Genomic DNA, 12,766 nt, shown 5'->3' on the forward strand with positions numbered 1-12,766 from the left:
CTTCCGCATCGGAGCGGTCCGCGACAACAGGCACGGCAGAAATCGCACCAGGAACGCCCATGCGCCCCGGTATTCGCGGCAGAATCACGAGGGCACCGCCGACCAGCCCGCACTCCGCCCTCCCGACGCCCGACCCCGCGACCAGCCCCCTCGGTTCGCTGGCTGCGCGGAACCCCGCCGCACGAGCACGACCTCTGGCTCCAGGATGCCCAGCTTTCGGACCTGCCCGCACGCAGCACGCGCCGTCTGCCACCGATCCACGCAGCACAAGGCGCGGCGACGCCGCCTGAGCACAACACGTAGAAAGCGAACCACCGATGTTCACCTTGACCGGAGCAGCCACCGAAGCGATCAACCAGCTCACCGCATCCCAGAACTTCCACGCCGAAGGCGGCCTGCGCCTCACGCTCGACGGCCTTCCCGAGGACGGCGCCGCATTCGCCGTGGACGTCGCCGCCTACCCCGCGGCCGAGGAGGACATCATCGCGACCGGCGACACCCAGGTGTTCCTCGCCCGCGAGACCCGCGTCCGGCTCGCCGACAAAACACTCGACGTCCGAAAGGACATCAACGGGCACTACGCCTTCCACATCACGACAACACCGTGACCGGCCGGCCCGCACCGCGGCCACCACGCGCAGTCCGCGAAACCCCTCGCCGAGTTCGGGGGCTTGAGCCGCGGCCAGTCGACGACCGGGACGGAAAAGGACGACCCGCGCGGGCGTGGCGTCTTCCCCGTGAACGGTTCTTTTTCTCGTCCCGATTTCCGGCTGCTCAGAAGCGAAGTCCCGCTGCCGTCGGCGTTTCCGCGACCGGCGAGGCAAAGGGTGCAGTGTTGACAGTGTCCGAGAGCATCTCGTGCGTGAGCGGTCAAGCTTGCACCGTCCTCGGCACCCAGTCCGGACGGTGACAGCGGCCGGGGACGGGAACGCCGCCATGGCACCGAACCTCCGCACCGTCGCCAGCACTGTCTCGGCCAGGAAAGCCGCCACACCGGCCTGGCGCGCACCACGCCTGCGGCTGAAACCGGACGGCCCAGCAACGGGATACGTCGACGGCGCATGGTGGCCCTACACCCGCGAACTAGCCGTGGAACTGTCGGCGTTGCTCGCGATGCTCGCCGTGCGGCTGGACCGGATCGAACGGGTCTCCTACCACCTCGCCGCCTGGACTCCGGCTCAGCGCCGGCTCACCGTCGACGGCTCCGCGATCCGGCTCGAAGGATTCCGCGCGCACCACCCCGACACAGTGACCGTCACCGGAGCGCGGGGACCGCGCCGGCTGGCTCTGCTGGTCGTACCGCCGGAGACCGGGCAAGCCGACGCGCATCGCATTCTGGCGGCCGCGGCGCACCGGGACAACCTCGATACCGTCGAGTCCCTGCTCGCCGCCCCCAGCGAGACCGACCACGAGGCGGCGGCCGCCGGCGCGATGGACGACGCGACCCAGCGCTGGGACGTCGACGGCGGCCGCATCCCCGCGTCAGCCTAGATTTTCCCGCGACCCTCCGGCGGGACGAGCGCCCACCGCAGGGTCGCCGCAGCGGCGGGGCGGCCTCCTCCGCGTTGTTCCCGCAAGCGGCCGCCCGACAAGATCACGATCTTTTTCGCGCCAAGCGAACCTGGTCGTCCGCTCTGGCGGACGAGCCGGCCGGGCGAGCTGTGGCGGCGAGAAAGCGACTGAACCACAACACATCCGGAAGCACCGCGCAACCAGCCGGAGCCGTGCCAGGCACACCCGCCCCGAAGTCCACGGCCGGGCAGGCACAACCTCGGAGTGCCCAGGTCTTCCAGTCACAGCTGATCCGTCGCCATCTCTCGCGTGGTCGAGCCGGCGCGAAACTGCGTCGGCACGCGCCGACACAGTGCCAGGGAATCCTGAACGGACTGATTCCACCCCTGCCATCGGCGTCTTTCGCTTCAGCGAAAGGAAACTTCCAGCAGGCCGCGAAAGCAGGCGCCGGACGCCCTTCTGCTCGCCCATGCCTATCGCGAACCGCCGCGCCCCGCGACGGAGACGATCCCGTTCTGGGCTGGCCGCCGCCGCGAGCGACCGTTCGGAACCGGTCCGCGCGACGCGGATTCGGACGGCAGTTCCCTGTTCGGCACGTGCGGAGCTTCGAAAGCCCGGCCAATGGCGGTCCTGCGTTCCACGTCGCCGCGTCGGTCTCCGGAGTCAGCCGGCTCGCAGCGCTTGGCTCAGCGCGACACCGACCGTCATCGACTGAGCGGACCGCCCTCGTCGTGTCGGCCATTCAGGTCTCGCGCGGATGCCTTATCTTGAGCCGTCCACTGGCCAGCTCGCCGGACACCCAGATCAACGGGGAACCCGGCACATACGGGTCCGCCGCCTTGTCGATGACCCTGCCGCTGGTCGCGCTCAGCTCCTCGACGCGGATCGACCATCCGCGCGGCACGGTCACCTGCACCTGCCCCGAGCCGGTGCAGACCATTTTCAGCTGGATTTCCGTGTGCCGGCACACAGCCCGGGTGAAGTCGATCCGGACGCGGCCAGAGCCGCACTGCGCCAGGATCCGCCGCGGAACGACCCACTCGCCCTCCTGCTTGACCGAACCGTTGGTGGTGCGGAGCACGAGCGCGGGTGGTTCGGAGAACGGCGGTTCGGGCGGAAACAGCGACAGCCCGGGTAAATCGGCCAGCACCGATTCCATCTGTCCCCGGGTCCCCGCCGCGAGCACGACGCCGACCCGGTCGCTGAACTCGTCGAGACCGAGCAGGCCGTCACCGACGGCCTGCCGGAGCAGTTCCACCGCACGGTCGCGGTCGGCATCGGACGCACGCTGATTCCCGCGCGCTACGTCACCACCGCGCGGTTCGAGTTCGCCGTCTGACACGTCCTCAATCTATCGGGTCGGCCGCCGAACAGCGACCAGATGACCGAAAGCCCGTGCGGTGCAATACGCAGTGAGCAAGGTCGCGCGCTAATCGGACATTCGGCTGCCGGCACGGTGATCCGGACGCCGAGGATGCGGCGGAAGAACACACCGCGCGCAACGTCCATTTCGCGCCCGCCGCGATCGCCACGGCTCCGGTGCCGCATCGAGCTGCGATCGGTCGCGTCTCGTTCTCGCTTTGCCTCATCGCAACCAGTCCTGGCACGAAGTTCGCGACAGGACTCGCGACTCGCGGCCCCGAGGCAGAAGGTCTTTTCGCCCGCTCGCGACCACTGCGGCGAGATCCCGGAATCAGTCGCTGGTGTGTGTCGATGTTCCAGAGCTTGCCCAGCCGGCAGAAGGTGCGCTGAGGATCGGAACCGGGTTCCTTGTCGAGAGCGACGCCGCCCAAGAGGGATGCGCGTGCGCTGCTCCGCGGACGGCTGAAACCGCGTGACACGCCTTGCGTGCCCGATCGCCGCGAAGGCCTTTGCCTGCCCGGAAGAATTTCCCGAACACGGCCGGACTGTCGCTGATCGGAAAGGCGGACCCCGCTGCCTGCTTTGCTGCTCGCCGGTTCGAATGCCCCGATCTCCAGCCCCGCACGGAGGTTGCGCCGGATGTCGCCCGCCGCGTGCTGATCTCCATCGGCGGCGGACGCCGGTCACGAAGCCGATGCTCCGAACGCCCGGGCATCTCGGCGAGTTCCGCGGCATCGGGCACTCGCGCACCTGTGTCCGTACCTCGCCACGGTGCTCCGCACGCTCCAGTTCGGCCGTCCGCGACGGCTGCGGGGCAAGCCAGGCTGTCTGGTCGTCGGAACCGGCCGCCACGACTGCGGCCAGGGCCAGTCCGCTTCCTCTGGTCGATCTCCACGACCGCCTTGGTCGCTGTCGGGCTCGGCGGGCGACACTCACCGCCGGCGGACGCCTTCCCCGGACCAGCCCAAGCGCGCCCACACGGTCTTTCCGTCCAGATTGTCGTGCACTCCCCACTCGTCCGCGAGCCGGTCCACGAGCTGCATCCCCCGTCCGTGCGGCGCGGTCCCTCCCCGAGCACGGACGACCGGCCAGCCGTGCGAGAGGTCGTCCGCTTCCACGACGACCAGGCAAGGCCGGGGCTGTTCGGTCAGCCGGACCCACGTCGGGCCGAGGGTGTGCGCATGGGCGTTCGTCACGAGTTCGTCGAGCACCAGGAGCACGTCGGGCCGACGATCGGCGCTGAGGCTGCCGAGCAGACCGGCCGCCCAGACGCGGACGGCGGGCACCGACGAGAGGCCGGTCCCGCGCACGTCGAGCGTCCACGGGCATCCGTTGTCCCCTCCGCTGCCGGTCATCCGCCGCGATCCGTCCCGGCGGACAGACTCGCGGAGGGAACGCAACGGGCCGATATCCGGATTCTCATCAAGGAGAGGTACCCGGCAGGACATCCCGTCCACACCCGTTCCGGCCGGGTTTCTTCGCGGCCGGACGCGATTGCGTCCCTTGGGCGGCAGTTCGGGCGCGGACGGTCGTCCGATTCCACCCACGCGAGCGAGGCGAACCGGTCCGGCTGGCCGCTGCATCCGGGCGCGGTGCCGCCCCCGCTGCGGTCCGGCTGGCGGGGGAAGCGGCGCGCTCGCCGCTCCGTCGCCGGCAACTCGCCGGCAGCCGCGGACCAAGCCCGCGTCTGCGACGGTTCGGCAACGATGATTGGCCCGTTATCCGCACGCAGGACAGACGTCGCTCCTTGTGCCGGAATGGACGGTCCGATGACCCGAGCGGACAAGGATTTCCCACGCGGTCCCGACCCTTTCGTCCGACCGGCCGCGTGCAGCGCGCGAGGCGCGGCGACCGGATCCGCCTACGGCGGGATCGTCAGGTCGCGGACGTGCGGCCTGGTCACCACGACGGAGCGTTGCCGGAGGCCGGAAACCCGGCAGGCGCAACCAGGTGCGGCCCGTGGCAGAGCGGGGAAGGAACGAGATCCCCAGCGACCGGATTTGAACCTGATGCGGCCGACCCGCCCGAACTGTTCGACCTAGGGGCGGATTTCCGTGCCCGGCTTCCGGGACCGCGGCCGCCGGGCGCTGTCGAAACAGCCCTCCTCGGCGTTCGGCCCCTTGTACCGCGACCGCTCGCCTGCCGGCAACAAGTCCGATTCCCATGCCCGCCGCCAGGTTCGCCGGGACAGTCGCTCCCGTCCGGCCGGCCCGTTGGCGGACGCCGATACCACCGGCCCTACACGCCGGAAAACGGCTCCGAAGCCGGGGCTCGCCGACGCGGGAACCGGCTCTCCGCCGGAGGAAACCGCGGCCGGAGTACGTCCTGCGGGCGGATCAGCGCATCGGGCCGCGACGGGACCTGCGAACCGCTCCGATATTGCGTTGTTATTCTTTCCGCACAACGGGTTCCGTCATTCGCACGGCAGCGGGCCACGCCGCACCGTCACCCCTCCCGAGTGGGCGCTGCCGACGGAGCACAAACCCGCCCGCAGCTGCTCGGCGGCATCATGGCCGCTGGGAAGACGATGGTGCGCCGTAGGCCGGCTGCATGCCGTGCTCCCGTCCCCGGTTCACGTGACCGGATGAGACCCGAGGACGATGCGGGCTCCTGCACCCGCACACGGAATGCCTTCGGACACCGCTGACAGTACACCCTCCCGCTGCTGCCGTCGCCGCTGTCGCGGACCGCGATCGCCGGCTGGAGCCCTGCCCAACCTCGTCGGCTGGTGCGGCGCAGGCGAACCGGTGCCGCACCGGCAGAGCCGTGTCCCTGTCGCTTGCGGAGGGGCCGGGAACCTCGCGGAGCGCCCGCCGCCCTGCCAAGCGACCGCGCCCCGGCAGGGCGGCTTTCCGCTCCCGCGCTTAAGGATTCCACAATGGACGAACGCGAGACCGCGGCCGCGCCGGACGCCGGGCAGTCGGCCGGAAGCGAATACACAGAGCTGTCGGCGGGACTGCTCGGCGGCGTCCGGTGCGGTGCGCGGCGGGAGCACCTTCGCCGTTTCGGCGGCAATGCTCGCGTGGCGGCAGGCGGCACGGCAGTTGTCGATTACAGGCCGCGATGTCGGCCGACGACAAGGCTGGCCCGGCTGAGCTGCGGCTGGCGGGTCGGCAAGCACACGCGCCACCAGGTTCATCCGAACGTTCGAGGGGACCGGCCCGGACATCGGCCGTGCAGACCCGGCAGGGCGGCGCCGAGGCCGGTTTCCTGTGCCGTACGGCGAAATGCCAGGCTTGCCTCTTCGTTCCTCCGCTGTTGCTGGGGGTGTCGACCTCTCCATGGGCCGAACGGCAACGGAGGCTACCTCGAGCACGGGAAGCCGGGTGACAGTCTCAGGCCGGAGGCAGCGCGCGGCCCGTTGCAGCGCGGGTTTCGTTGAAGCCGCCCGCTCCGACTGCGGGCACGTCGGCAGCGGCTGGTGGCCGCGGTCAGCGGACCACGCCACGCTACTGCCTGCCGGCGCCGCGGCGCCGGCCGAAGCGGCCGGACAGCTCTCGGCCCGGCCACTGCTGCCCGGAGCCAGCCGCGCTCCGTGGGCGGCGAAGACCGGACTCGCTTGCACCGCAAGTCAAGCGGCCGCTTTTCTCTCGCACCGCCGATCTCGTGCGCACTCTGCTCGAGCGTTGCGGCTGCGGCGGACCCGGATGGTGTACTGACATCGCGTCATGGTGCCCGTAGCGTGATTCCGCAGAGGGGGACGGCCTCAGCCCTGCCCGGGATCGTGCAGACGCCGTTCCGCCCCGGCACCGGCTTGCTGCCCGCGAGACGGAACTGGTCGCAGTGAGCCGGAGGTTCTGGTGCCGCCTGCCTACTCCTTCGGGGCGATCCCCGGCCGTCGTGACCCACCCTGCGGGTACTGCGGCGAGCGGCCCGTGTCCACGAGCCTCCAGACCGCTCTGGTGCGCGACTCGTCGGTCGTCGATTCCGTGGAATTGGCCTTGCCCGGACAACGGGTCGTCCACGCGTGCTGCGACGAGCACCTGGCCGCGCTGGTGAGCAAGGCCAAGCTCGAATGGGTCGACGAGCAGTGGTGGTTCGGGCTGCTGTGCCAGGCCAGCCGGTACTCGTCGCTGAGCCGCGCATCCCTGCGCCAGATCTCGCGACGGGTACGGCTTTCGGAGGCACAGCTGGACGCGGCGTTGCGGTGGAACGCCGCGCGGGCCGACCCGCTCGCGCGCTTGCCGGGCGGGCAATCGTGCTGAACGGAACTCGGTGCGTACCCCTCGAGCACACCGCCCCTGACGAAACTCTGCCAAGCGGATCCGCATTCTGCGTCTGCACTGGCGTCGCCTGCGCCGACACGAGCGCAACCAGCAGCCATCTGCGCCGGAACCGCCGAACCGTCGTGCTTCACCAGCGACACACGCTCCGCGCAGCGCCGTGAGCACGTCGTTCGAGGCGCGGAAGCACCGGAGATTCCAGCCGCGCACGCCGGGTTCACCGCGTGGCGCGGCAGATCCTCGCCGGTGCCGAACGCGGATGTCGACGGCGGCAGGGCCGCGTTCTCCGAATCCGGCCGGGCGGTTGCCGGTCACGGCGATCGGCACGGGTCCTCGGCGGGCCGGCCTGCTCGGTGCCGCCGGAGATCCCCGTCGGGAACGGTCCCCGGCCGGCGGCCCGGTCGCCGGGATGCCGGGACGGCGCCGAGCGGGTGACCGTTACCTGCTGAGACCCAGGCGCGTGTAGGGTCAGTGGTGTCCGGGAGCATCCCGTGTGCGGGCAATCGAGTTTGCACCGTCCCCGGACTCCGCCTGGTTCTCGCGCGCCACGTGGTGACGATCGCGGCACGCCGGCCTTCTCGTCCCAGTTCCGGTGGTTGCCGGGGCTGGAGCGTCATGAACGTACCGCACCGCATTCCGCTGCGGGCCCGCACGGAGCCCGTCCATTCCCCGGGCACCGTCGCCAGCGTGTTCCGCACGGCCGCGAACGGATCGGCGACCGCCGGCCGAAGAGCCCGGCGATGATCGCGATGCGCGCCGCGCTGGCGCCGACCGCCGCGGCACCGTCCGGCGATTGCCCGGTCTGTCCACATCAGACAGACGCGCACGACCCGATCGCGGACCGGTTCTGCGCCGCGACCGCAGCAGGCGCGCTCCACCGCCGCTGCGCCTGCGCCGCTGGCGGCCGCGAAACCAAGAAAGAGGAACGACCCATGACCGCACGAATCGACTTCGTCTCCCGCTACGACCAACGCGTCGCCAAGGTACGGGACCTGCTCAAGCAAGACACCGGCCTCACCGACACCGCTTGCCAGGCCCTCGCTGTGCGACTGCTGCACCTCATTGACGAAACGCCCGAAGACCTGCGCCGATAACGCCCTCGGGCACACGTTGTCCAGACCACCATCGAGCAAAAGGAACCCGGTGCACCAGCTCACTCTCGGAGTCGTCGCGCATTCGCGGAAACCGGACGAACGCCGATTGCCGATCCACCCCCGGCATCTCGAGCGGATCGACGCCGATCTGCGCGAGCGCATCTACCTCGAACACGGCTACGGCGAGGACTTCGGCGTGCCCGACGAACAGCTGAAAGGCACCGTCGCCGGGCTGCGCACGCGGGAGGAACTCATCGCCGAATGCGACGTCGTCCTGCTCGCCAAACCGGTGCTGAGCGACGTCGCGGAACTGCGGCCGCACCAGGTGCTGTGGGGCTGGCCGCACTGCGTCCAAGACCGGGAACTCACCCAGTTGGCCGTCGACCGCAGGCTGACGCTGATCGCGTTCGAGGCGATGAACCACTGGACCCGCGACGGCTCCTTCGGACTGCACGTGTTCCACAAGAACAACGAGCTGGCCGGGTACTGCTCGGTCCTGCACGCCCTGCAGCTGACCGGGTCGACCGGCGACTACGGACGCCGCCTCCGGGCAGTGGTCATCGGTTTCGGCGCGACCGCGCGAGGCGCGGTCACCGCGCTCAACGCACACGGCGTGCACGACGTGCGCGTCCTCACCGGCCGCGGCATCACCGCGGTCGGCTCGCCCATCCACTCCGCGACGATGGTGCACTTCCAGCACGACGCGAACAGCACCGGCGACCCGCGCCGCAGCCACGCACTCACCGACCGCGGACGAGTCCCCCTCGCCGGATTCCTCGCAGAGCACGACATCGTCGTCAACTGCGTCCTGCAGGATCCCGCCGAGCCGCTGACGTTCCTCGTCAAAGACGACCTGGACGCGTTCGAACCGGGCAGCCTCATCGTCGACGTCTCGTGCGACGAGGGCATGGGCTTCAGCTGGGCCCAGCCCACCACCTTCGCCGACCCGACCTTCACCGTCGGCGAAGGCATCACCTACTACGCCGTCGACCACAGCCCGTCCTACCTGTGGAGTTCGGCGACCTGGGAGATCAGCGAGGCACTGCTCCCCCTGCTGCGACCGGTGCTCGACGGACCCTCCGCATGGGACACCGACGACACCATCGGACGCGCCGTCGAAATCCGCGACGGCGTCATCGCGAACCCGGCGATCCTCACCTTCCAACGGCGCTCCGCGGCTTATCCCCACCGCGTGACGTAGCCGTCGGCACCCGCTGCCGACGGTCCGGTCTCGTCGCCCAGATTCTCGGCATTCGCTCGGGAAGGAGTCTCAATGACTGCGATACCGAGCACTGGCAAGGACGTCGTCACCGAGGTCGGCGAGTGGCTCGGCGGCGAATTCGCCAGCCAGCTCTCCCCCGACGCGGTGCACCGGGAGGTCCGCGCCGCAGCCCGCGATCTGGATGGCTCGATCGTTCCCGAAACCCTCGGCGACATGGTGCACCGGCTCGCCCGGGGCCGCCTAACACGGCTGTCGGCCGCGGAGCCCTCCCCGCCTGCCGCCACGCGGCGGCAGGCTTCCGCACCGCCCGCACTGCTTGGCGGCTGAGCCCGCCCCGATGCGGGAGGTGCGAGCGAGACGGACCTCACCGACGTGGAACTGTCCGGAGCTGATCTGACCGGCGCGGTGCTTCGCGAAGCCCGCTTCGGCGAAAACGCGGTCTTGGCCCGGGCGAACCTGACCTCGACCGCACGACCCTGGCCCACGCCGACCTGCGAGACGCGATCCTCGGCTCAGCCAAGCTACGCGGCGCTGCCCTGGACAACGCCCGGCTTTCGAACACCTCGCTCAGTGGCGCCGCAGCCAACGGCACCACCTTCACGGATACCGATTTCCGAGGCGCGGACCTTTCCCGGGCGTGCTTCGTCGACGCCGATTTCCGACGCGCTCGGCTGCGCGAAGCCGTCTAGGTTCTCCCCACGCGAGCGGGGAAGGTGAAAGGTCCGGCGGGCAATGGAATCGCCCGCCGGACCTGCTCCGGTCATCCTCGTGACCGCCGGCGTCGAGCCCGTGTGACCAGGTAGGCGGCGGCGCTAGTCGCGACGACTGCGGCGATCGCGCTCCAGAAACTTGCTCAACGCACCCGACTTCGGCCAGCCCGTGCAAGTCGGCAACTATCGCTACCCTGGGGACGATTACGCGGGCGCCACACGACCCGCAATTTAGGGCATCTACACCGGTTCTGACGGCACCAGCTGGCTACAGATGTCCCACCATCGCCTACTGCCTCCGGCCGCCGTCGCAGCCTTGCTCCGCGCCCACTGCGACCACGGCGTTGGTGCGGCAATGCTCGACCGCACCACCAGCGACGGTCCCCGCTGGCTGTTCCCCGGCGGGCTCCCCGGACGACCCGCCCGTGACGCTCTCTGCCGCGCCCTGCGCAAACACCTGCCTGTTCACCTTCGCCGCGCCTGCAGTGCTGCTCTGGCCGCACTGGCCGCCGAACTCCCCGCAGCTGTCCTCGCCGCCGTCCTCGCGAAAATCCTCGATATCAACATCAACACCACCAACGCCTGGGCCAGCTACTCCCAACACGACTGGACCGCCTACCTCACTGCCCGCGCCATCACGACCAGCGACCCAAGACTCAGTTCGACCTGAAATACCGACCACGAAGACGCTCACTTGGCGGGCTCGCGGTTGTAGAGCTTCTTGGCCCATAGGTAGCCGCCCAGGGCGATCAGGGCGCACCAACCGACGGTCAGCATTGCGCTGTTGTCGATCGGGGTGCCCATCAGCTGCCCGCGCAGGCATTCGATGAACGGGGTGAACGGCTGGTACTCGGCGAACCATTTCAACCCGGCGGGCATCGAGTCGGCGGGGACGAACCCGCTGCCCAGCATGGGCAGGATCATCAGCGGCGTCAGCATGTTGCTCGCGGTGGCGACGCTCTTGGCGACCATGGCCAGTGCGACCGACAGCCAGGTGAGCGCGAGGATGATCATTACGAGCACGCCGAGCGCGCCGAGCCATGCGCCTAAGTCTGCGGTCGGCTCGAAACCCACCAGCAGCGCGACCCCGATGACAGCAGCGATACTCAGCAGGGTCTGGATCAGGCTGCCCAGCACATGACCGGTGAGCACCGAGACCCGGGCGATGGCCATGGTGCGGAACCGGGCGACGATGCCCTCGGTCATGTCGATGGCTACCGAGATCGCCGTGCCCTGGGCCGCGGTCGCCACAGTCATCAGGATGACGCCCGGGACGACGTAGTTCGCGTAAGCATCCCGGCCGCCCGACGGCCCGCCGAGGCCGCTGCCGAGGATGCCGCCGAGAACGTAGACGAACAGCAGCAGGAAGACCACCGGAACCCCGGCGGCGGTCAGGATAAGCGTCGGATAACGCAGCATGTGCCGCAACTGGCGGCGCAACATGGTCGCCGAGTCGGCAAAGGCGTGGGAGACAGTGCTGAAAACGGCGCTCATCGGGCAGGCTCCTGTTCCGTGACCGGGTTTCCCGTCAGGGCGAAGAAGACGTCGTCGAGGTCGGGGGTGTGGACCTGGAGTTCGTCCACGGTGAGCGCGGCTCGGTCGAGCCAGTCCAACAGTTCGCGCAACGACCGGACATCGCCTTGGCTGGGGATCTGCAGGGTGCACGCCTCATCGTTGCGGGACAACACGTCGAGCGTCCGGGCCGCGTGGTCGTAACTGCGTGGGTCGGCGAACCGCAGGGTGACATGGCCGCCGCCGACCTGCCGCTTGAGCTCCTCGGGCGAGCCCTCCGCCACCAGCTTTCCCCGGTGCAGCACCGCGATCCGGTCGGCGAGCTGGTCGGCCTCCTCCAGGTATTGAGTGGTGAGGACGATCGTGACGCCCTCGCCGGTCACCAGTCCGCGGATGATCTCCCATATGGTCCGCCTGCTGCGCGGGTCCAGCCCGGTGGTCGGCTCGTCGAGGAAGATCACGCGGGGCCGGCCGACCAGCGTCATCGCGAGGTCCAGGCGGCGGCGCATCCCACCGGAATACGTCGCCGCGGGCTTCCGGGCCGCGTCCACGAGATCGAGCCGCTGCAGCAGGTCAGCTGCACGCTGCCGCCGTTCCCGGCGGGGAAGGCGGTTCAGGTCGGCCATCAACAGAAGGTTCTCCTCGCCGGTGAGGAAGCCGTCCACCGCCGAGAACTGGCCGGTGACACCGATCGCGGCACGCACCGCGTCCGGATCCCGCACCACGTCATGGCCGGCGACCCGCATCTCGCCGGCGTCGGCGCGGATGAGCGTGGACAGGATCTGCACCACGGTGGTCTTGCCCGCGCCGTTCGGGCCGAGCAACGCGAAGACCGACCCCGCGGGGATGTCGAGGTCGATGCCGTCGAGCACGACGTGGTCGCCGTACGCCTTGCGTATCGCGGTCGCTGCAAGCGCGGGTCGACCGAGATCAGTAGTCATGGGCTTCGCTCCCCGTTGGTGAGATCCAGTGTCAGTGAGAACCTTCACGACTTGGCGAAAGTTACGTTGCATACACAAAATCGTCAATCTAATCTTTGTGAAGCAACGGCATAACCCCAGCTAGAATTGGGTGAATCGTTGCGTGATCTATGCTGGCTAATGCAACTGCACTCTCGTTGCATTAAGCTGG

General features: G+C 69.5%; 11 protein-coding genes and 2 pseudogenes. 9 read left to right on the top strand and 4 right to left on the bottom strand.

The genetic code is table 11. The features are described 5' to 3' along the window. Nucleotides 1-317 precede the first annotated feature (317 nt). Both ACFORO_RS41375 and ACFORO_RS41380 read left to right on the top strand, forming a co-directional pair. Entirely contained in the window at nt 318-608 is a 291-nt protein-coding gene (locus tag ACFORO_RS41375; protein ID WP_377875872.1) for a hypothetical protein, read from the top strand. 328 nt (nt 609-936) lie between these two features. Next, nucleotides 937-1,491, top strand: coding sequence for a DUF5994 family protein (locus ACFORO_RS41380; protein WP_377896754.1), 555 nt, complete (start codon nt 937-939; stop codon nt 1,489-1,491). A gap of 763 nt (nt 1,492-2,254) precedes the next feature. Here ACFORO_RS41380 and ACFORO_RS41385 read toward each other — a convergent pair. Both ACFORO_RS41385 and ACFORO_RS41390 read right to left on the bottom strand, forming a co-directional pair. After that, nucleotides 2,255-2,854: a DUF1707 domain-containing protein gene (locus tag ACFORO_RS41385; RefSeq protein WP_377875870.1), complete on the bottom strand. Its 600-nt coding sequence runs from the start codon at nt 2,852-2,854 to the stop codon at nt 2,255-2,257. Nucleotides 2,855-3,806: 952 nt separating this feature from the next. Beyond that, nucleotides 3,807-4,229 carry an ATP-binding protein gene (locus tag ACFORO_RS41390; protein WP_377875868.1) on the bottom strand — a complete coding sequence of 141 codons (423 nt, stop codon included), beginning with the start codon at nt 4,227-4,229 and terminating at the stop codon, nt 3,807-3,809. Nucleotides 4,230-6,749: 2,520 nt separating this feature from the next. Between ACFORO_RS41390 and ACFORO_RS41395 the strand changes: the two genes are divergently transcribed. The 7 genes and pseudogenes from ACFORO_RS41395 (at nt 6,750) to ACFORO_RS41425 (ending at nt 10,793) form a co-directional block, all read left to right on the top strand. Continuing rightward, entirely contained in the window at nt 6,750-7,079 is a 330-nt protein-coding gene (locus ACFORO_RS41395; protein ID WP_377875866.1) for a hypothetical protein, read from the top strand. 758 nt (nt 7,080-7,837) lie between these two features. Next, nucleotides 7,838-8,191, top strand: coding sequence for an RGCVC family protein (locus ACFORO_RS41400; protein WP_377875864.1), 354 nt, complete (start codon nt 7,838-7,840; stop codon nt 8,189-8,191). 49 nt (nt 8,192-8,240) lie between these two features. Next, entirely contained in the window at nt 8,241-9,392 is a 1,152-nt protein-coding gene (locus tag ACFORO_RS41405; protein WP_377875862.1) for a N(5)-(carboxyethyl)ornithine synthase, read from the top strand. A 72-nt stretch (nt 9,393-9,464) separates the two neighbouring features. After that, nucleotides 9,465-9,740: a hypothetical protein gene (locus ACFORO_RS41410; RefSeq protein WP_370935152.1), complete on the top strand. Its 276-nt coding sequence runs from the start codon at nt 9,465-9,467 to the stop codon at nt 9,738-9,740. Between the two features lie 36 nt (nt 9,741-9,776). Beyond that, a pseudogene (locus ACFORO_RS41415) lies at nt 9,777-9,830 on the top strand (hypothetical protein); the annotation flags it as partial. A gap of 53 nt (nt 9,831-9,883) precedes the next feature. Beyond that, nucleotides 9,884-10,102 (top strand): annotated as a pseudogene (locus ACFORO_RS41420) (pentapeptide repeat-containing protein); the annotation flags it as partial. A gap of 376 nt (nt 10,103-10,478) precedes the next feature. Continuing rightward, nucleotides 10,479-10,793: a hypothetical protein gene (locus tag ACFORO_RS41425; protein ID WP_377875859.1), complete on the top strand. Its 315-nt coding sequence runs from the start codon at nt 10,479-10,481 to the stop codon at nt 10,791-10,793. A gap of 20 nt (nt 10,794-10,813) precedes the next feature. On the opposite strand, the gene ACFORO_RS41430 is transcribed toward ACFORO_RS41425, so the two are convergent. Next, nucleotides 10,814-11,617, bottom strand: a complete 804-nt coding sequence (locus ACFORO_RS41430) for an ABC transporter permease (RefSeq protein ID WP_377875857.1) — start codon at nt 11,615-11,617, stop codon at nt 10,814-10,816. Further along, nucleotides 11,614-12,576, bottom strand: coding sequence for an ATP-binding cassette domain-containing protein (locus ACFORO_RS41435; protein WP_377875855.1), 963 nt, complete (start codon nt 12,574-12,576; stop codon nt 11,614-11,616). Before ACFORO_RS41435 ends, ACFORO_RS41430 begins: the two co-directional genes overlap by 4 nt. Nucleotides 12,577-12,766 lie beyond the last annotated feature (190 nt).

Origin of the sequence: Amycolatopsis halotolerans (assembly GCF_042647905.1) — a bacterium.
Taxonomy (GTDB): Bacteria; Actinomycetota; Actinomycetes; order Mycobacteriales; family Pseudonocardiaceae; genus Amycolatopsis; species Amycolatopsis halotolerans.